The following is a 19,279-nucleotide window of genomic DNA, read 5'->3' as shown; positions in this document are numbered from 1 at the left end:
GGCCATAAGGTGCAACACCAATGATGGAGGAATTTGGATGAAGAAGGATGACAAAAGTCAGGATAAGACTTACCGGGAAGTCCTGGACGCTACAAAGAAATTGGAAAGAGCAGAGGCCAGACACGATCGCATAAAAAGTATGTCGATGGAAGAGAAAGTCCTTCTTCTGCACAGCGGCAATGATAATATCAAAGAGACGTTTTTAAGGATGATGGAATCAGAAAAGTGGAAAATGGAGGATGGGGAGTATCCGGCACCTGAGACGCTGGAACAGATGTTATCGGATCTTCCGAAGTTTTCGCTCATAAAAGGCCATACCGCGAGAACGTGGGAGCAGGTACTGACCGATTATAATAAAAACAGCATGCTGAAGCTTTGCAGGCTGTTGGACGCGGAGGTGGTATCCGGCTGGAACAAAACGCGGCTGGCGGCCAGCGTTGTCAAGACACTGACCCAAATGCCCATGACCTGGATCGGGCTGTATAATGAAGAGACCGTGAACCTGTTTGAAGAGATCATGGGACTTGAGACCGGCGGGGAGCTGGATGCTTTTGAAATGGCGCTTCCGTTGGAAAGGCTGGTTCTAAGCGGTCTGATCGATCTTTCATTCGATGAGAAGACCCACACCGTCAGTGTGATGGTACCGGAAAACGCAAGTGAGGCTTTCGGCAGAATATTCTATGAATCCGCCAATCAGAAACTGATCGTTAAGCTAAACGGCTGGGAAGAAATCGTCCGGGGAGCCTGCAACATGTACGGAATGGTGGAAATAGAGCACTTATTGGCTATATTCAGAGCCTCCGGAGATAAAACGCCGGTGAATCAATGGGCAAATTTCATCAAAGACCGTTTTATCCTTTGGGAAGAGCTGTATATGTTCGAAAAAGACGAGCAGTTCTTTGTCTCCCTTATCTCGGAAGCGGATTGCGGGGAAATACTGGCGCAGAGGGGAAAGTATCCGGATCTGGAATATCGGGATTTTACCCCTGAGGATATCCGGGATATGTATCGGCATGAATATTTTCCCAAGCAGGATTATTACCGGGAGATGGTGGAAAAATTTCAAACAAATCTGGATATGTCGGAGGAAATAGCGGAGTCGCTTACCCGTCATTGTACGAACTTAGCCATGACAGGTGCCAGTATTCGAGAAATGATGGAAATGATGGGAGTTATGACAGGCATCGGGGAAGATGGCGGGAGGGAGCGTATTCGGAGGCTGGTAACTAATTTGCGGAAAAAAGTCCCCCAATATGGGCTGAAAGGGCATTCCCTTGAAGAGGTCCGGGGAGGCTATACAGTCATTTAGCGGTTATATTTACCAGTTATATTTACCGGAAGAGGCGGAAATAAGGATTTGGAAACGGTGGATGGAGGTGTGGGATGTTCGATTTGCTGATTAAAAACGGGGTGATTGTAGATGGCAGCGGACGGCAGGCTTTCCCGGGAAGCGTCGGTATTCTCGGCGGAAAGATCACGGCTGTTATCCCGGAAAAGGAGGATTCCTTAAAAGGGGTCCGGGCGGAGCGGGTGATCGATGTCAAGGGCAAGTATGTGACGCCGGGCTTCATTGACATTCACAGACATGCGGATGCGGCGGTCTTTCGGGAGGGATTCGGTGAGCTGGAGCTTCGCCAGGGACTGACGACGATCGTGAACGGCAACTGCGGCCTGAGCGTGGTTCCCTGTCCCAAGGAGCGGCGACAGGAGATCTTAGGTTTCCTGGCCCCGATCGTGGGAAATATGCCGGCGGGAGTTCCGCTCCACTCTTTCCGGTCGTACATAAACGCGGTAAAGGAACAGAAACTGCCGCTCAACGTGGGGATGCTGATTGGAAACGGGACGGTCCGGGCGGCCGCCGCCGGGTACCGCAGCGGAAGTCTGACGGATGGAGAAATGAGGCAGGCACACCGGTATCTGGAAGCGGCTCTGTCGGATGGGGCGCTGGGAGTATCGCTGGGAATCGTCTATGCGCCGGAATACAACTATTCAACGGAAGAATTTAAGAAGGTGCTGGAGCCAATGCGAAACAGCGGAGTTCAGCTGTTCACGCATATCCGGGGCGAGGGCGATAATTTTCATGCTTCCTTAAGGGAGGTGGTGGAGATCGCCCGGTATCTGGAGGTGCCGCTTCATTTAAGCCATCTGAAATGCGTCGGGCAGCGAAACTGGGGACATGGGATCGCAAAGGCGCTGGACATCCTGGATGAAGCCAGGGAGTCGGGACTTGCCGTCAGCTGCGATGTGTATCCCTACACGGCAGGTTCCACGCAGCTGATTCAGATTCTGCCCCCGGCTTACCTGGAGGGAGGGGTACCCGGAATTCTGAAGCGGCTGACCGATCCTGCGATGAGAGAAAAGCTTACGGATATCCTGCAGAAGCCCGGCGTGGATTTTGAGAATCTGGTGAATCTGGTTGGATGGGAGAACATCCGGATGACCACGTTGAACCGGGAGCACAACCGGGAATATTCCGGGAAATCGGTGGCGGAGATCGCGCGCCTGAAAGGGATGGACCCTTATGCGTGCGCCTATAATATGCTGGTGGAAGAAAATTGCGAGATTTCTATGGTGGACTTTATCGCGTCGGAGGATGATGTCAGGAAGGTGATGCGGTATCCTTACAGCAATATTATTTCCGATTCGGTGTATCCGGTGGGGGGAATTCCGCATCCCAGGCTGTACGGCACATTTCCCAGAGTGCTGGAGAAATATGTGAAAGAAGAAAAGGTGCTGGATCTGGAGACTGCGGTAAAGAAAATGACATCCGTTCCGGCGGCTGTGTGCAAGCTAACTACCAAAGGGCTGATCCGGGAAGGTATGGATGCGGATCTGGTGGTGTTCGACCTGGAACGGATTCATACGGGAGCGGACTATGATCAGCCCAAGAAGCCGGGGGAAGGATTTTCTTACGTGTTCGTGAACGGCGAACCGGCGGTGGTGCGCGACCAGATTCAGAAGCAGAGTTCCGGCCGAGTGCTGCTTAACGGCGAAAGCGCGCGGTGAGAAGGCGGTCTGACCGGACGGCAGTGAGGGCGGGGATTCTTCCACCGTTCCGGTAAAATATAAAAGAAAAATAACGCCGGTTTACCAGGACTGGAACGGCTATTTTAGTATCATAAAAGTTACCATAAAAGGAGCTGTGAAAAAACGGTCTAAATACAAAGAGGACTTACTGTCTTGCCATTGTGAAGACGAAAGTCCTCCTTGTATTTTGAATGTTTTTTCACAGCCCCTTATTTTTTATAGCTCAAATCCTACGAATAAAGCGGCATAACCTGTAACAACATAGTTTTGTAAAGTTGGGCACCATTTGGGCACCACGATCAGCAAGCCCTTGTCCGACCGGCTGATGTGCATAGTATACCTATCCGAAACCGCAAGAGGCAGGACGGCCTTTGCGGGTGCAAAACCGAGGGGGCCTGTAAATTGATCCTGAATCCCCAAAAACGTTTTTCTATCGTTCCGCATGACCTCCCCAATAAACGGATTCCCGGAGAAAATCGCAAGTGCATATGCACTTGTACATGACGTTTACATCGGTTTTAGGTTTTTATTAAGCCTGTCCACAATCCAAGCAATTCGCTTTTCCCGTCCAGCGTCTGTCTTTGCATCGAGATATGCCCGTGTATAAGTTTTCTTTACGGATAGAGACATGGCTTGAAAATTTGTGTAAGCGGGTTCGTACCCTTCCAGCAGTGCGGACAGGCAGGCAATTTGTTCTTCTGTAATGATTGCCAGAGGGGCTGAAGCTTCCCACTGCCCGTTCTTCTTGGCTTCATCTATTTTCTTCCTGCCAAAATCAGTCATAAGCCCTTGCTCCTCAAGCTTTTTCACCAATGCCTTATTCTTTTGTGACCATTTGCTGTTCTTTCTGCGCGGAGAAAAATATTTCTTATATGTCTTATCATCAATCTTTTCCATTTGCCCGTCAATCCAGCCAAAACAGAGAGCTTCTTCCAGAGCTTCTCCCGCTTTTATAGTTTTTGGTCCACCAGACTTACCGAACAAAAGCCAAATACCTTCATTTGATATACAATGCTTACAGAGCCATTCGTGAAAATCTCCTCTGTTGGCAAATTTCATTATTTCGCTTATGATAAGTCCCTCCTTATCGTTTCTCTTGCCCGCACAAAGTGTGCAAATCTCTAATTTGTCGGTCTATGCCTCATCCGTCAAAGGCGGCCAAACCTAACTTAGTTTTTTCCATTCTAATATTTGCGCACGGAAATGTCAAACAACTCATTTCGCGTCTCCGAACCTTTAAAAACAGCGTGTACACACAATGTTAAGTGGAAAATAAGAATATCTTAATAAACTTATAAATCAAACTTAAAGGACTTTCTCCAAAACTCTGCTACCATTATAACAACTTAACAAGAGTCGATTATCCACTGCTAAAAAGAAAAACGGATTGATTATTTATAAAAGTGGATCGGAAGACCAATCAGATCAGAGGAGGGTCTAAAAAATGGAACTTAAAAGTATTGCGGTATTATTCGGCGGAAATTCAAACGAGTACGAAGTATCCCTGGAATCCGCCCATGCGGTAATCACACATCTGAATCGTGAAAAATATGAGGTAATCCCGGTGGGCATTACCCGGGAGGGCGGCTGGTACCGTTTCCGGGGAGACGCTGAAAAAATCCTGGCAGACACCTGGTGCAACGGGCAGGATTGTACGCCGGCGATCATATCTCCGGACCGGACGCAGCGCTGCCTCATTGAATTCCGCCAGGGAAGTACGCTCAGAACTCCTCTGGATCTGGCGTTTCCGGTCCTTCACGGAAAAAACGGGGAAGACGGTACCGTACAGGGCCTGATCCAGCTGGCGGGAATTCCTCTGGTGGGCTGCGATACCTTAAGCTCCGCGGTCGGTATGGATAAAGATATTGCCCACACCATAGTCCGGGCGGCAGGCGTAAAGGTACCCCGCTCCGTGGTTCTGTATGAAGAAATAGACCGTGAAAAACTGGCCGGCTGTACATCGACCTTCACCTATCCGCTGTATGTCAAACCGGTGAAAGCCGGTTCCTCCTTCGGAATCACCAGAGTAACCGATGCCTCCTGCCTGATCGACGCGGTGCAAAGCGCTTTCCAGGTGGATGATAAAGTGGTGATCGAAGAGGAAATTCCAGGCTTTGAAGTCGGATGTTCCGTACTGGGCAATCTAAAGCTGGTGATCGGAACCGTGGATGAGATCGAATGCCCCGGTGGCTTCTTCGATTTTGAGGAAAAATACCACCGAAAAGAAGCCAAGATTCATATGCCTGCCCGTATCGACGCCCAGACGGCCGCAAAGATCCGGGAAACCGCCGCGATTATCTACCGGGCGCTTAACTGTAAAGGCTTCGCGAGAGTGGATATGTTCCTGACCCCGGAAGGCGACGTGGTGTTCAATGAAGTAAATACCATCCCCGGACTCACCGCCGTCAGCAGATATCCCAGCATGTTAAAGGACGTAGGCATTTCCTTCGAAGAAATGCTGGACCGTCTGGTAGGGCTGGCGATGCAAGATGGAAAATAGCAATACCGTTATTCTGTAGATATAGAATTCTGGAGGCATAGATGAAAAAAATCACATTAAAAAAGGAAAATATAACGGAAGGCAATCTGATCCTGGTCAACAGAAGCTTTCCGGTGTCGCCGGGGCGCAAGGAGGTATCCCTGAAGCCGGTCCGCCCGGATTATCCTGATATCCTGCTGGCAAAAGAAGCGGTGGAAAACCTTGGGAAACTGCTGCGGGACCTGGAGGCGGAAGCGCAGATCGTACCGGTCAGCGGATTCCGTACCAGAGAGGACCAGGAAGACATATACCGCAGTTCTATGGAGGAAAATGGGAAAGAATACACGGTAAAATATGTGGCGCCTCCTGACGGCAGCGAGCATCAGACCGGACTGGCCATCGATCTGGCTGAAAATGTGCCGGACATTGATTTTATTGCTCCTGAATTCCCTTATACGGGAATCTGCCAGCTATTCCGGCAGCTGGCCCCCCGATACGGGTTCGTGGAGCGCTACCAGCAGCGCAAAGAAACGATTACCGGCGTGGCGCAGGAACCCTGGCATTTCCGCTATGTAGGCAGGCCCCATGCGTCCCTGATGCAGATGCACAATTTTACGCTGGAAGAATATTTGGCTTACCTGAAACAATTTCCCTATGAGGGGAACCATCTGTTCATCGACCTGCATGGAAAACGTTACGAGATTTTCACGGTACAGGCCGGTGACGAGCCGGTTCAAATACCGTGCCCGGAGCTTTGCAGCTGTACCGTATCCGGCAACAACGTGGATGGATTTATTATCACTATGTTCTGGCAGAACATAATCGATTAGAGGGGGATCTTAATGAATAATGAGAGGGAAAAACTGGAGTTTTACGGCGGGGAATGGGTTTCCTTTCTGCCGTTCGTTATCTTCATTGTGTGTATTGTCATAACTACATTTTATTTCGGTTCGATTTCCGACGGGGCGCTGTGGCTGCCTGCTTTTCTGGGCCTTCTGCTCTCCTTCTTCCTGGCGAAGGACAAAAAGCGTTATGCGGACGCTATGATTGACGGGATGGCCAGCAAAGAGGCCATCGTGCCGGTGGTCTGCTGGCTGTTCGCAGGGGTCTTCTCCAGAATCCTGCGGGAATCCGGCCTGGCTGCCGGGGTGGCCGGTCTGGCTGCGGGGATCGGCGTCAATGGGATTCTTTTCGCGGTGATCGCGTTTATCTCCTCCGCAATCTTTGCTACGGCATCCGGAACCGGGTTCGGAACCATCGCCGCCGGCATGGGGGTGCTTTATCCGGCCGGCCTTGCGTTGGGAGCTCATCCGGGGATTCTGGCGGGCGCGATTATCTCCGGCGCAGCCTTTGGGGATAATCTGGCTCCTATCTCAGATACGACGATCTGTTCCGCTGCTTCCCAGGGCGTGGATGTGCCGGGAGTGGTGCGTTCCCGGTTAAAATACGCGCTGGCTGCCGCCGCGCTTACGATAGCGGCGATTACGGTGGCCGGGGTGGTGCTGAACCAATCCGGCGCTCCGGCAGGCTCCTATGCATATGATCCGAAAACGTTATTTATGTTCCTCCCGGTTATCCTGACGATCATCATAGCGGCCAGGACGGGAAATATTATCATCGCCACCAGCATCGGCATCGTGGCGGCCGGGGCGGTGGCAGTGGCGGCGGGTCTAATCGATATCGTGCAGATCGACGTTGCCCAGGCGTCCATTCCCGCGCTGTTCTCCGTGTCGGGTGAGGGACTGGACCGCACAGTGGGAGGCGTACTGTATACCGGCCTGAGCAGCATGATCCAGGTCTGTGTGCTGGCCCTGCTGCTCTTCGGCGCCACCTCGATCATGCGGGCCGGCCACGGCGACCGGAAGCTGCTTGGCGTAATCAGCCGTATCGCCAGAGGGCCGGCGGCGGCCGAAGTCGTGATTTCCCTGATGGTGATCGGCCTGTCGGCCATTATGGGTCTAAATGCCCCGGCGATCCTGGCGGTAGGCGCTTCCTTTGCGAAGCCTATTTCCCAGAAGTTCGGAATCAGTCCGTACCGGACGGCGAATCTGCTGGATGCGCAGTCCAATACGCTTGTATACTGTATGCCCTGGACACCGGCGATTATCTACACGCTGGGATTCGCTGCCGACAGACAGGCTCCGCTGACGGCCGGACAGATTACCCCGTTCGTGTTCTACTCCTTTGCCATGCTGGCGGTTATGGCTGTCAGTATAATATTCGGTGTCGGGCGTAAGGATGGTATGCAGGCTCTGACGCAGAAGGAGCAGGAAAAGGGAGGCGTTATATCATGAAGAGGAAACGGCTGACGGAGTTATTTCCCTTTCTTCTGCCCCTGCGGCAGAAGCAGAGAAAATTTCTGTTTTACCTGAAAATGAAATTTGACAAGGCTATTTATAGCCATACGAAGGAAGAGGGCCTGCTGCCGCATCTGATCTTCGAGACCCATTCGCTGTTAATCAATCCGAATACAGGATACGATATCCGGTATCAATACAACAAGGTTCATAATCTGAAGCTGGCGGTGAAGACCATGGATCATATACTGATCCGCCCCGGCGAGACTTTTTCGTTCTGGCATCTGGCGCGGTATGCGGACAGAAAGGAACGCTATAAAGACGGCCTCTGCCTGGTGCACGGCGAGATCCAGGGGGTCTACGGGGGAGGGCTCTGCCAGTTGAGCAATCTTCTCTACTGGCTGTTCCAACACACGCCTTTAACTGTGGTGGAGCATCATAACCATGCGAAACACAGCTTCCCGGTACCGGAATCAGGAGTGCCGAGCTGGGTGGATGCGACGGTTAGCGAGGGCTGGCTTGACCTTAAAGTGAAAAATGAATCCAATGCCACGTTTCAGCTGGATTTCTCGTTTGACGAGGATAACCTTTATGGATGCATATTGGCAGACCGACCGGTTCCGCTGCCGGAAGAGGTGTCTGCGCTATAGGTTTCGGATAGTCTTGTAAAGAAATTTAGCAAAGTCAAATTTGACAAAAGATACAAAGCTTTTGGATTATAATATGGGAGGATGATAAATTTAAAAGCAGCCATATTGGATAGCAGGTAAATATTTATTTTAATCTAACTCTTCTGTGGGTATCAGCCAATTATTTAAAGTGGTCGCAGAAATAAATATGGAATAACAATGAAGGAGCATATCATTAAGACAAAATCTTTTACTGATATGCTCTCTTTATATATATAAATAAAAACGCTTGCTTTTTAAGTTTCTAATCTTGAACTATGACTAAAAGCAGGATAAAATTAGTTCTGGAAAGTCCTTGAATAGTCATAGAAATTAGTCATAGAAGAGTTAGAAAGGCGGAACCATATGATTTACACAGGTTCGGAATAAAGGTCTGGATGATGATATCTGTAAGCAATTAATTTTGAAAGCTTTACAATCAATGGATGATGCCGGCAAGCAAGAATTAATGGAAGTGCTGGAAAAAGCTTTGCCAGAAGTGCTGAGCGATGAACAGAAATCGAAGAAAATTTCTAATTTACTTCAGGCCATGAAAAAGGATGAGATTATTGCAGCAACGGGGAAAAATAGGTATGCAAAGTGGCATTTAGTAAATGATAACGGAAGTATAAAGGTATAATGAGGAAGACATAGGATGCACAATGAATTCGTGAAGGTAGAAGAGGATTTGAAACACTAAAAGAATTAATATGCTAAAATCGTGAGACTTTTTAAGTCTTAAATGCTTGAACGTACATGCAAAAAATGGGTTAAGAGAACCTATTTACGTAGAATTAGAATTACGGCGCAGTACATGCGCCGCCGGAGGAAAACATGATAAAGATCAGAAACGAACAGGAAACGGACTATAAGAAAGTAGAAGAAATCACCAGAAAGGCTTTTTATAATTTATATATTCCAGGATGTGCTGAGCACTATTTAGTTCATATCATGCGGCAGCATAAAGATTTTCTGCCTGAATTGGACTTTGTGATCGAAAAAGACGGTCAAATAATCGGAAATGTCATGTATACGAAAGCAAGGCTGGTGGACGAAAACGGGGAAGAAAAGCAAATCATCACCTTTGGGCCCGTCAGCATTTTGCCGGAGTACCAGAGAAAGGGGTATGGAAAAATGCTGCTGGAATATTCCTTTGAAAAAGCGGCTGGACTTGGATACGAGGTGATTGTAATATTCGGGAATCCGGGCAATTATGTAAGCCGCGGTTTTAAGAGCTGTAAAAAGTACAACGTCTGTATTGAAGACGGAACATTTCCGGCGGCGATGTTGGTAAAAGAGCTTAAGGCAGATGCGTTGGACGGCAGAAAATGGATTTATTACGATAGTCCGCTCATGCAGATCGACGAGGAAGAAGCACAGCGCTTTGACGACGGGCTGGGGAAAATGGAGAAAAAATACCAGCCGAGCCAGGAAGAGTTTTATATTCACAGTCACGCGTTTTTGAAATAAATTTCTTTGAGGCAGCGAGATTCCGAAAAATCCAAGCGGAAGAGACATGAAAGGCACGACGCCTTGCTTCAGATTCCGGCCAGACCTTTTTAAGACCGACGCAGTAATTAAGACTGATAAAAATAAAAGCAGATATAAATAAAAGCAGAATATATAGCTCTGTGACATGCTTCCTTCCGGGCAGGCAAGTAAAAAAACTTGTTGCTTAGAAGGGGGGATATCACAGAGCTATATATTTTACTTTAAGATTGCGCATTTATGCTATTTCCGATAATCCGTTAAATCGCTCCTAACGCAGCCATTGTAATATAATTATAAGGCTGGTTAAAGTGCGGCAGGAAGAACACATCCAGCAGTTTCAGCCGGTCGATGGTAACCTGCTCCTGAATAGCCAGTGAAAACATATGAATCCCCATCGAAATATCATAATCCGAGCACATCTGGGCCCCCAGGATCTGCCGTGTCTTACGGTCATAGACGATACGGATATTCACTTTATAGTTGTCCTCCCGGATAAACGCCGGTTTCTGCAGATCCTCGAAATCCGACACAGCGGCGTCATAGCCCAACTTCTCCGCCCGGGCCAATGTCATCCCGGTTGACACCATATTCAGGCCGAATATGCGGATCGCATTGGAGCCCTGCACGCCGGGAGACTCCAGATGAGTGCCGCAGGCATTGTGGGCGGCGATGATACCGCTTCGAACGGCGTTCGTAGCCAGAGCGATATAACTGGTATCCTGAATGGAGTTATCATAAACGGTAGCACAGTCTCCGATGGCGTAAACATCGGGAAGGCTGGTCTGCTGACGGCGGTTTACCTGATAGGCGCCGTTTTTAAACAGTGCCAGATGATCTTTGCCCAGCACATTGTTGGGACGGAAACCAATAGCCAGGACCACCATGTCCGTATCGAAGGTACCGCTGCCGGTTACGACCCGTTCTACCTTTTCCGAGCCTTCCAGCGCCTCTACGCCTGTATTCAAAACGAGATGAATGCCGTGGTCACTGAGCGTCTCTTCCATTCTGCGGCAATATTCCACATCATAATAATTTCCCAGTACATGGGGGGCGCAGTCGATGAGGGTGACGTCCCTGCCATTGCGGACGAAGGCTTCGGCCAGTTCCACTCCGATGTAGCCGCCGCCTACTATGGTAACTTTGCGGATCGACGGATCCTTTAACTTATCGATGACATCCTGGGCATTCTGGTATAGCTTTACATACTGGACATTCTGAAGGGTAATGCCCTCCATGGCCGGAGCGATAGGCAAAGAGCCGGTGGCCAGGATCAGACGGTCGTAGGGCTGGGCATACTTTGTGCCGTCTTTTCCGGTGGCGTGTACAATGCGGTTATCGAAGTCAATTGTGTCCACCGGGGTCTCCATATAGATTCTGGCTCCCTTTGATTCCAGTGTTTCCTTATTGGAATAGAAGAGGCCTTCTGGGCCGTCGATCTGATTCCCGATCCAGAGCGCCATTCCGCATCCGAGAAAGCTGATGTTTGAATTGGCGTCAAAGGCGACGACCTCTTTTCCCTTATAGTTATCCAGTATAGTGTTTAGTGCGGCAGTTCCAGCATGATTAGCACCTATCACAACGATTTTTTCCATTGCTTGTTCCTCCTGATTTTATTTTCGCCAGAAAGCCTTTCTCTAATTATAAAATAACGGAAAGTCTTTCTCTTATTATTATGAAATTTGTCCGGGAAAATGTAAAGGAATAATAGAAATATTATAAAATTTAAGAAAGCTAAAGAAACGAGATACAGATAAATTTAAGTGTATAATTTCGAACGCAAAAGAATAGCAAAGCCGCATGGATTCCCAAAAGTGAAATCCCTCAGAAAAACGGTACTAACCGTTCCCTTCCCTGCATACAATGTAAAAACATCGAAATTGTAGGGGGATTTCCTTGAAAGGCTATATAGAAGAACGCGCGATTGACATCGCCAATTACATAATCGACTACAATGCCACAGTGCGTCAAACCGCGAAGAAATTTGGCATCTCCAAGTCGACCGTGCACAAGGATGTAACGGATCGCCTGCTCCAAATCAATCCCGCATTGGCCCGGCAGGCTCGCAAAGTATTGGATGTCAATAAGTCAGAACGCCATATAAGAGGCGGCTTAGCTACTCGGGAGAAATATCTTCATCAGCATGAGAGTGAAGAGGTTCAGGAGTAGTCTGCCTCTTAGGCCGGAAATCAAAAACAGAAACGACGGACTCTGGGAAGAGGCTTGTCCAACTAGGATGCATTACGCGTACCCGGTTTACAAGCCCCTGCGCGCCGGCGGCCCATACCGCTGCGCATCCGGATTCTGTCGTTTTGTTTTGACATGCCCAAACTGATCAATTTGGGACATGTCCATTTCGACTTTTTGGCCAATTAGGGACAGGTCTATTTCGGAGTGGATTGGGATGTAACGGATTTGACAATTAGAATGTATCGAGGAGGGCCGTTTGGAAAAATTGACATATTTCCTAAAGGATCGTGTAAAATTTTGTGGGTTAAAGAGATTGACTTTCTTAACCAAACGTTTACAATGAAAATTGCATTAAGGGGGATAGAGATGGAAGAGCAGATACAACAAAAGACAGAACTGGCGGCTGAACCAAAGAGATTATTTTCAAACGGGGATCTTCGAAAGTTAATCATACCATTAATTATAGAACAGCTTTTGGTAGTCATGGTCGGTATGGCGGATACGATCATGATTTCCGGCGTAGGAGAAGAGGCGGTCTCCGGGGTTTCCCTGGTGGATACGGTTACCGTGCTGTTAATCAATGTCTTTACGGCTATGGCGACCGGCGGGGCTGTGGTCTCCGGGCATTATATCGGGCAGAAGAGAGAAGAGAGGGCATGTAAAGCGGCTGATCAGCTTGTTTTATTTACCTTAGTCTCTTCTTTTGCTATTATGATGGTTTTGTTAGTGGCGCATCAGTTTATATTAAGCCATGTGTTTGGACGGATCGATGCAAATGTTATGGAGAACGCGAAGATTTACCTGCTGATTACGGGGGTGTCGCTTCCATTTCTGTCTGTGTATAACGCCTGTGCCGCGCTGTTCCGGGCGATGGGAAATTCCCGGATCTCAATGATGATCTCCCTGCTGATGAACGTGATTAACATTACTGGGAATGCGATTCTGATCTATGGCGCGGGTATCGGTGTTGCGGGCGCGGCGATCGCGACGCTGGTCTCAAGAATCGTAGCTTCGGTGGTGATCCTGGTGCTGCTGCGTCAGGAGAAGCGGCAGATCCATCTGAGTAAAAAATTTGAATGGCGGTTTAACCGGCATCTGGTGAAGAAGATCCTGCATATCGGGATACCGAACGGGCTGGAGAACAGTATGTTCCAGCTGGGGAAAATATTGGTGCTGAGTCTCGTTACTTCTTTTGGAACTACGGCTATCGCGGCCAACGCGGTGTGCAATAGCGTGGGGCTGTTCCAGATACTGCCGGGATCGGCTCTGAGCCTGGCGGTAGTGACGGTGGTGTCCCAGTGCGTGGGGGCCGGGGATTATGGACAGGTTACCTATTATACGAAGAAATTAATGTTTCTGACGCATGTGTTCATGATCGTGACAAATCTGGTAGTGGTTCTGGGATGTCCGCTGATCGTGATGGCGTATAATCTGACGCCGGAGACCGGGAAGCTGACAACAGAGATATTGATTTATCATGCGGTGTGCTGTATGGTGATCTGGCCGTCTTCGTTTACGCTGCCGAATGCATTGCGGGCTTCGAACGATGTGAAGTTTACGATGATCGTAGCGATCGTATCCATGTGGGTGTGCAGGATTGGATTTAGTTATGTTCTGGCGAAGTTTTTGGGCTGGGGCGTGTTTGGAGTCTGGGTAGCGATGACAATAGACTGGTTATGCCGGGCGGTTTGCTTTGTAACGCGGTTTGTGCGCGGGAAGTGGAAGCTGCAGAGGATATAGATGATTTATAAGCGGATATAGAAGGTGTAAAAATCAATACTTGTCAATTAGAGGTATCATATTTTATAATGTAGAGAAACTATTTCCTAGAAAATAATCTTATGGATTTTAAAGTGGTGATTTTAAAGTAGTGATTTTAAAGTGGGAAGATTTCCGGTATGCTGGATATTTATAAAGGCTGGCATACAGAAATGTGGATTAGTTTATGGGCTGTAGTAAAGAACGGGGCATTGGCAGATCAGTGAGCGGGTGAACCGTTTGGGGTTGAAAGGAAGGCTTTACCGCCTGAAGTTTCGAATAGTGGTTGTATGGTGCAATTTCCGCAAGCGGAATCGGGAGTTTTTCCGGGATGCTGTGGAATCAGGGGAACAGGGTGAATCGAACATACAGGAGGAATAACGTGGATAGAGAATTAGTAATCGTGTTGGATTTTGGCGGACAGTATAATCAGTTGATAGCCAGACGGGTAAGAGAGTGTCATGTGTATTGTGAGGTTCATCCTTACCATTTAAGCCTGGACAAGATTAAGGAAATGAATCCAAAGGGTATTATTTTTACGGGCGGACCGAACAGCGTCTATGGAGAGGATTCTCCTCTGTGTGATCCGGGTATATTTAAACTGGGAATCCCGATCCTGGGGATCTGCTATGGAGCGCAGATGATGATGCATCAGCTGGGGGGGAAAGTAACCCAGGCTCCTGTGCGGGAATATGGAAAAATGGAAGTAAATGTGGATAACTCATCCAAATTATTTGGGAATGTGTTGACAAATTCGGTGTGCTGGATGAGCCACACGGATTATATAGAGAAACCGGCCGATGGTTTCCGCATCTGCGCGGTTACGGAGTCCTGTCCGGTGGCCGCGGTGGAAAATGTGGCGGAGCGGTTATATGCCGTACAGTTCCATCCTGAAGTGGTGCACACGCAGGAAGGCATGAAAATGCTGGCGAATTTCCTGTTCGAAGTCTGCGGCTGCGCCGGGGACTGGAAGATGGATTCGTTCGTGGAGACGACGATCCGGGGACTGCGTGAGAAGGTAGGGAATGGAAAAGTATTGTTAGCCCTGTCCGGCGGCGTGGATTCTTCGGTAGCGGCGGTACTGCTGTCTAAGGCGGTCGGAAAACAGCTGACCTGTGTGTTCGTAGACCACGGGCTGCTTCGGAAGGATGAAGGGGATGAGGTGGAAGAGGTGTTCGGGCCGAACGGGCCTTATGACCTGAACTTTATCCGGGTGAACGCACAGCAGCGGTTTTATGTGAAATTGGCCGGGGTTGCGGAGCCTGAGCGGAAGCGGAAGATTATTGGCGAAGAGTTTATCCGGGTGTTTGAGGAAGAGGCGAAGAAGATCGGAGCTGTGGATTTTCTGGTGCAGGGGACGATTTATCCGGATGTAATTGAGAGCGGCCTGGGGGATTCGGCGGTGATCAAGTCTCACCACAATGTGGGAGGACTGCCGGATTATGTGGATTTTAAGGAGATTATCGAACCGTTACGGGATTTATTTAAGGATGAAGTCAGGAAGGCTGGGTTAGAGCTGGGAATCCCGGAGAAGCTGGTATTCCGGCAGCCATTCCCGGGGCCGGGGCTGGCCATCCGGATTATCGGCGATGTGTCGGAGGAGAAGATACAGATTCTACAGGAGGCGGATGGTATCTTCCGGGAGGAGATGGCGAATGCCGGGCTGGATAAGACGGTTGGACAGTATTTTGCCGCGCTTACGAATATGCGGTCGGTTGGAGTTATGGGGGATGAGAGGACTTATGACTATGCGATCGCGTTGAGAGCGGTGAATACTACGGATTTTATGACGGCGGATGCGGCGGAGCTGCCTTGGGATGTGATTGGGAAGGTGTCCAGCCGGATTGTGAATGAGGTTATGCATGTGAATCGGGTACTGTATGATTGTACGGGGAAGCCGCCGGCTACGATTGAATTCGAGTGAGTTTACCGGTTGAAAAAACCTAGTATTTATGCGGGTTTCAAACAAATTTGTTTAGTGCGTGGCAATGATTTGGCAACATTTGATACCTACTGACATAATGTGCGCGTACAATAAGCCAAACGAATATGCTTGCATATTCAGTTGGCGAATGTCACGACAACGAAGTTATTTTACTTCAAATAGCATAGAAAAACCTTACTGATTTTTAGTTTCCAGAAATGGAACAAAAAGTTGGTAAGGTTTTTTTATGCTTATTTTTCTTTTTTCAATTCACTCACAAGAAAATCGCTAAGTGCTTTAGATGGAGCTTTTGCCCAATGATGGGAAGTATCAAGTTCGGGATATTTGTAGCGCCATTGATCGTATTCTTCTTTGGTGATCTCGCCTTGTTCCAACTTGGCAGACATTTGCTGCCACGCCTGAAACATATTGAACAGAGAAGTATAGTTATCACGATTGGACTTGTCCAGACGCAGACAAAGTTCCCCGTCTATTTCACTTATTTTAAGTCCGTACACATCTTCTAATGTAAAGAGGGTGTGCATAAGTCCGATGTAGGTGTCTATGTTGGGTACAGTGAGGGCGTGGGTACTGATATCAAAGATACCGGCCATTTCTTTTACAAGATCAATCTTAGGCACTCTGGCTTCTGACTCATATTGTGCCATACGGACATCAGAGGTTTTGCCGAGAAAGCCTAGAATTTCCCCAAGCTGCTTTTGTGTCATTCCTTTTCTATTGCGGAAAAATTTGATACGTTGTCCGATTGCCATAATAATAGTCTCCTTTGTTAATTGTCGTATTCTTCGTCAATCCATTGCTTCAACTTATCCTGTAATACTTTTTTATCCGGCAAGTACAGTTTATATTCAGAAGCATAGATATTAGCATCTTTGGGCAGAGTAATTTCGACCAATGCGTCATTTTTCTCTTTGCATAACAAAATACCTATCGTTGGATTTTCTGTATCTAACTTTTCATATCTGTCATAATAATTTACATACATTTGCATCTGGCCGATATCCTGGTGAGTTAATTTGTCAACTTTTAAATCAATCAAAACATAACAGTGTAACAAACGATTATAAGTAACAAGATCAACGTAAAAATTATCTTCATTAAATGTGAATCGCTTCTGTCTTGCTTCAAACAGATAGCCTTTCCCCATCTCCAAAAGAAATTTCTGTAATTTATCAATAATTGCCGATTCTAAGTCAGATTCCACATATTTTGCCTTCTCTTCTATTCCGAGAAATTCCAGAACTGTTGGTTGTTTTATGATGTCCTGTGGTTTTGCAATTACATTTCCTTCTGTTGAAAGACACAAAATATCTGATTTATCTTTACTTAATGCCAATCGCTCATACAAACTTGAATTATATTGCCGTTGTAGTGTTCTAACACTCCAATTTGATTTCACTGCTTCTATTTCATAGAAATTGCGCTCGTTGGCATTCTCAATTCGCATTAATTGTAAATAATGCGACCAAGATAATTGGAATGGCACATCTTCATTTAAAAGGCTAAACACCGTTTCGCTTTTTTCGATTGCAAAAAGGCTAAACACTGTTTCACTTATTCGCTCCTTGTAAATCAGATAAAATTTTCTGGCATTTTTCAGTGTGTCACCAGAAAATCCCCGGCCAAATTCATTCAATAATTTTTCTGACAAATTCTTGATAACCTGTTGCCCATATTTTGCCCGGGTGCTGCCTTCCTGCTGTTCTTCAACAATCCATCTTCCAATAGAATAATAGGTCATTAACTGTATGAAATTTACATGTTTTACTGCAAGGCTACGGGCATACTGAATCAAATCCACAGTGTTTAGATATAGCCTCTCTATATTTGTTTCCGATATGGAGACATCCGCTTTATGTTCCATTTTATTTCGCTCCTATTCAAATTTTGATTGATGAGAAACTAAACATATATGTTTGTGTAGAGTATAACACAAGCGAAAATGAATAACAATAAGAAACTAAACAAAAAAAGTTAATATTTTTCTGCAAACCACTTGACTTAACGTTAAATGTTTAGTGATATAATGTTGCGGAACTTAAATAAATATGTTTAAGAAAGGAGGGGCAAAATTGCAAAGTAAAATTTTCATCAGAATTGCAGGAGAATCAAGAAGGACTTTAAAGCAAGGCGTGAGGCTAAAATCCGGGAACTGATGAAAAACTATAAGGAAACAGAAATTCCGGCCAGAGAGGGCGTGAAGGAAGCATTAAAACGTAATCAAGAAATTTGCAGACGCAGAAACGAATTATACCACCAACAGAACGATTTAAAGGGAACAGTATACAAGCTGGAACAAGATTTAAGCCGGTAGGAAATGAGGGCAGCCCCGGAGTGCTGGCGGCTGCCCTTATAATAATTTATGAGTGTTCTTCTTTATCCAGAGGAGCAGCGTAGACTTCTGTCATCATTCGGACGCCAATACGAAAACCGTCAATGAAATTTTGTTCTAGTTCAAGCGGTAACAGGTCAAGGTGGGAATCTATCAATTCGTCAAATTCGTCTTTTAATTCATCTGGCAGTTTTTCAATAAATACAGAATAGGATTTAAAGGCTTTATCCCCATTTACTTTGAAACCCTCTACTGTTGTATGAAATTTTGAATAGGGATATAACTCCCCATTATAAAGTTGTTCTAAGATTTTTTCCATTTCGGAACCTCCTTACGCGATTGTTTCTATCTGGTGACAAGTTTAGCATAATTTTTAACTATACTCAATATAAAAGTTTCTAATCAGTCACAAAATTTTGTAGGGTGTAGTCATGCAGTGGATTTTACGGGATATTCCGCTGGGGAGAAATATTCAGACGGTTCGAATGAAAAAGGATATGACGCAAAAAGAGGTAATTGAAAAGTTGGAATTAATGGGAGGGCTTATGTCAAGAAGTACGCTGGCGAATATAGAAGCAGGCCGAAGGAACATCAAAGCAAGTAATTTAAAGGCGTTGAAGATATTATTTGATGTGGATTACGAGGAATTTTTCAAAGATTGAATATCGGATTTTTAAGTGACATATGATTGTTTCTATCCAGTGTCATGATTATGAAATTTATTGACTATACTCAAACCAAGTTACTAATTGGTCACAAGGTTGGAGGTATAGTATGCAGTGGATATTGCAGGACATTCCACTAGGAAGAAACATTCAGACCGTGCGGATGTCAAAGAATATGACACAAATAGAAGTGGTGGAGCAATTACAACTAATGGGCAGCATGATGTCACGAAGCACATTGGCAAATATAGAAGCTGGGAGAAGGAACATCAAGGCCAGTGACTTAAAAGCGTTACAAGTTTTGTTTGACGTGGAGTACAGCGAGTTTTTTAAAGATTGAGAAAATGCTTATTGTTATTTTTCCTTGATAAAAGGAATAACATGGTGCTAGCGCCATGTTATTTAAAGTGATTAAGAATAAGATTATGTA

General features: G+C 46.8%; 18 protein-coding genes. 13 read left to right on the top strand and 5 right to left on the bottom strand.

Going from position 1 to position 19,279, the window contains the following annotated elements; translation table 11 throughout:
- The first annotated feature begins 37 nt into the window (after positions 1–37).
- Together KTH89_RS06840 and KTH89_RS06835 are read left to right on the top strand one after the other, a co-directional pair.
- Positions 38–1,309 carry a hypothetical protein gene (locus tag KTH89_RS06840; protein WP_238721160.1) on the top strand — a complete coding sequence of 424 codons (1,272 nt, stop codon included), beginning with the start codon at positions 38–40 and terminating at the stop codon, positions 1,307–1,309.
- A gap of 74 nt (positions 1,310–1,383) precedes the next feature.
- Positions 1,384–3,006 carry an N-acyl-D-amino-acid deacylase family protein gene (locus tag KTH89_RS06835; protein WP_238721159.1) on the top strand — a complete coding sequence of 541 codons (1,623 nt, stop codon included), beginning with the start codon at positions 1,384–1,386 and terminating at the stop codon, positions 3,004–3,006.
- A gap of 528 nt (positions 3,007–3,534) precedes the next feature.
- On the opposite strand, the gene KTH89_RS06830 is transcribed toward KTH89_RS06835, so the two are convergent.
- A complete protein-coding gene (locus tag KTH89_RS06830) occupies positions 3,535–4,086 on the bottom strand; it encodes a YdeI/OmpD-associated family protein (protein WP_275061757.1) in 552 nt (183 codons plus the stop codon).
- Between the two features lie 385 nt (positions 4,087–4,471).
- Here KTH89_RS06830 and vanG point away from each other — a divergent pair, with 385 nt between their 5' ends.
- The 6 genes from vanG (at position 4,472) to KTH89_RS06800 (ending at position 9,941) form a co-directional block, all read left to right on the top strand.
- Complete coding sequence (vanG, locus tag KTH89_RS06825; RefSeq protein WP_238721158.1) at positions 4,472–5,527, top strand: D-alanine--D-serine ligase VanG; 1,056 nt, start codon at positions 4,472–4,474, stop codon at positions 5,525–5,527.
- A gap of 41 nt (positions 5,528–5,568) precedes the next feature.
- Entirely contained in the window at positions 5,569–6,336 is a 768-nt protein-coding gene (locus tag KTH89_RS06820) for a D-alanyl-D-alanine carboxypeptidase family protein (RefSeq protein ID WP_238721157.1), read from the top strand.
- A gap of 12 nt (positions 6,337–6,348) precedes the next feature.
- Complete coding sequence (locus KTH89_RS06815; protein ID WP_238721156.1) at positions 6,349–7,800, top strand: Na+/H+ antiporter NhaC family protein; 1,452 nt, start codon at positions 6,349–6,351, stop codon at positions 7,798–7,800.
- A complete protein-coding gene (locus KTH89_RS06810; RefSeq protein ID WP_238721155.1) occupies positions 7,797–8,453 on the top strand; it encodes a VanW family protein in 657 nt (218 codons plus the stop codon). Before KTH89_RS06815 ends, KTH89_RS06810 begins: the two co-directional genes overlap by 4 nt.
- Positions 8,454–8,895: 442 nt before the next feature.
- Positions 8,896–9,111 (top strand): hypothetical protein, encoded by a 216-nt coding sequence (locus tag KTH89_RS06805; RefSeq protein WP_238721154.1) that lies wholly within the window; start codon positions 8,896–8,898, stop codon positions 9,109–9,111.
- Positions 9,112–9,305: 194 nt separating this feature from the next.
- Positions 9,306–9,941 carry a GNAT family N-acetyltransferase gene (locus KTH89_RS06800; protein ID WP_238721153.1) on the top strand — a complete coding sequence of 212 codons (636 nt, stop codon included), beginning with the start codon at positions 9,306–9,308 and terminating at the stop codon, positions 9,939–9,941.
- Between the two features lie 278 nt (positions 9,942–10,219).
- Here KTH89_RS06800 and nox read toward each other — a convergent pair whose 3' ends face one another.
- Entirely contained in the window at positions 10,220–11,554 is a 1,335-nt protein-coding gene (gene nox, locus KTH89_RS06795) for a H2O-forming NADH oxidase (RefSeq protein WP_158343687.1), read from the bottom strand.
- A 301-nt stretch (positions 11,555–11,855) separates the two neighbouring features.
- Between nox and spoIIID the strand changes: the two genes are divergently transcribed.
- The 3 genes from spoIIID to guaA all read left to right on the top strand — a co-directional run bounded on the left by spoIIID (position 11,856) and on the right by guaA (position 15,831).
- Entirely contained in the window at positions 11,856–12,128 is a 273-nt protein-coding gene (gene spoIIID, locus KTH89_RS06790) for a sporulation transcriptional regulator SpoIIID (RefSeq protein WP_158343702.1), read from the top strand.
- A 387-nt stretch (positions 12,129–12,515) separates the two neighbouring features.
- On the top strand, positions 12,516–13,889 hold the full coding sequence (locus tag KTH89_RS06785; protein WP_238721152.1) for an MATE family efflux transporter: 1,374 nt from the start codon (positions 12,516–12,518) through the stop codon (positions 13,887–13,889).
- A 400-nt stretch (positions 13,890–14,289) separates the two neighbouring features.
- Positions 14,290–15,831 carry a glutamine-hydrolyzing GMP synthase gene (guaA, locus tag KTH89_RS06780; protein ID WP_238721151.1) on the top strand — a complete coding sequence of 514 codons (1,542 nt, stop codon included), beginning with the start codon at positions 14,290–14,292 and terminating at the stop codon, positions 15,829–15,831.
- Between the two features lie 251 nt (positions 15,832–16,082).
- Here guaA and KTH89_RS06775 read toward each other — a convergent pair whose 3' ends face one another.
- The 3 genes from KTH89_RS06775 to KTH89_RS06765 all read right to left on the bottom strand — a co-directional run bounded on the left by KTH89_RS06775 (position 16,083) and on the right by KTH89_RS06765 (position 18,503).
- Positions 16,083–16,604, bottom strand: a complete 522-nt coding sequence (locus KTH89_RS06775) for a helix-turn-helix domain-containing protein (protein ID WP_238721150.1) — start codon at positions 16,602–16,604, stop codon at positions 16,083–16,085.
- A 17-nt stretch (positions 16,605–16,621) separates the two neighbouring features.
- Positions 16,622–17,716 carry a PDDEXK nuclease domain-containing protein gene (locus KTH89_RS06770; protein ID WP_238721149.1) on the bottom strand — a complete coding sequence of 365 codons (1,095 nt, stop codon included), beginning with the start codon at positions 17,714–17,716 and terminating at the stop codon, positions 16,622–16,624.
- 496 nt (positions 17,717–18,212) lie between these two features.
- Positions 18,213–18,503, bottom strand: a complete 291-nt coding sequence (locus KTH89_RS06765; RefSeq protein WP_238721148.1) for a DUF6809 family protein — start codon at positions 18,501–18,503, stop codon at positions 18,213–18,215.
- 112 nt (positions 18,504–18,615) lie between these two features.
- Here KTH89_RS06765 and KTH89_RS06760 point away from each other — a divergent pair, with 112 nt between their 5' ends.
- Positions 18,616–18,846 (top strand): helix-turn-helix domain-containing protein, encoded by a 231-nt coding sequence (locus tag KTH89_RS06760; RefSeq protein ID WP_238721147.1) that lies wholly within the window; start codon positions 18,616–18,618, stop codon positions 18,844–18,846.
- A gap of 112 nt (positions 18,847–18,958) precedes the next feature.
- Positions 18,959–19,189: a helix-turn-helix domain-containing protein gene (locus KTH89_RS06755; protein ID WP_002590762.1), complete on the top strand. Its 231-nt coding sequence runs from the start codon at positions 18,959–18,961 to the stop codon at positions 19,187–19,189.
- Positions 19,190–19,279 lie beyond the last annotated feature (90 nt).

Source organism: Diplocloster agilis (assembly GCF_019042275.1).
GTDB lineage: Bacteria > Bacillota > Clostridia > Lachnospirales > Lachnospiraceae > Diplocloster > Diplocloster agilis.
The sequence above is the reverse complement of the archived record's forward strand: the minus strand, read 5'-3'. Positions and strand labels throughout refer to the sequence as shown.

What these genes read in the sequence shown, in the direction of transcription:
- KTH89_RS06770 (WP_238721149.1), bottom strand. Translation starts at nt 17,716, where the DNA reads ATGGAACATAAAGCGGATGTCTCCATATCGGAAACAAATATAGAGAGG.
- KTH89_RS06815 (WP_238721156.1), top strand. Translation starts at nt 6,349, where the DNA reads ATGAATAATGAGAGGGAAAAACTGGAGTTTTACGGCGGGGAATGGGTT.
- KTH89_RS06760 (WP_238721147.1), top strand. Translation starts at nt 18,616, where the DNA reads ATGCAGTGGATTTTACGGGATATTCCGCTGGGGAGAAATATTCAGACG.
- KTH89_RS06775 (WP_238721150.1), bottom strand. Translation starts at nt 16,604, where the DNA reads ATGGCAATCGGACAACGTATCAAATTTTTCCGCAATAGAAAAGGAATG.
- KTH89_RS06810 (WP_238721155.1), top strand. Translation starts at nt 7,797, where the DNA reads ATGAAGAGGAAACGGCTGACGGAGTTATTTCCCTTTCTTCTGCCCCTG.
- nox (WP_158343687.1), bottom strand. Translation starts at nt 11,554, where the DNA reads ATGGAAAAAATCGTTGTGATAGGTGCTAATCATGCTGGAACTGCCGCA.
- KTH89_RS06785 (WP_238721152.1), top strand. Translation starts at nt 12,516, where the DNA reads ATGGAAGAGCAGATACAACAAAAGACAGAACTGGCGGCTGAACCAAAG.
- KTH89_RS06765 (WP_238721148.1), bottom strand. Translation starts at nt 18,503, where the DNA reads ATGGAAAAAATCTTAGAACAACTTTATAATGGGGAGTTATATCCCTAT.
- KTH89_RS06830 (WP_275061757.1), bottom strand. Translation starts at nt 4,086, where the DNA reads ATGAAATTTGCCAACAGAGGAGATTTTCACGAATGGCTCTGTAAGCAT.
- vanG (WP_238721158.1), top strand. Translation starts at nt 4,472, where the DNA reads ATGGAACTTAAAAGTATTGCGGTATTATTCGGCGGAAATTCAAACGAG.
- KTH89_RS06755 (WP_002590762.1), top strand. Translation starts at nt 18,959, where the DNA reads ATGCAGTGGATATTGCAGGACATTCCACTAGGAAGAAACATTCAGACC.
- KTH89_RS06840 (WP_238721160.1), top strand. Translation starts at nt 38, where the DNA reads ATGAAGAAGGATGACAAAAGTCAGGATAAGACTTACCGGGAAGTCCTG.
- KTH89_RS06800 (WP_238721153.1), top strand. Translation starts at nt 9,306, where the DNA reads ATGATAAAGATCAGAAACGAACAGGAAACGGACTATAAGAAAGTAGAA.
- KTH89_RS06820 (WP_238721157.1), top strand. Translation starts at nt 5,569, where the DNA reads ATGAAAAAAATCACATTAAAAAAGGAAAATATAACGGAAGGCAATCTG.
- KTH89_RS06835 (WP_238721159.1), top strand. Translation starts at nt 1,384, where the DNA reads ATGTTCGATTTGCTGATTAAAAACGGGGTGATTGTAGATGGCAGCGGA.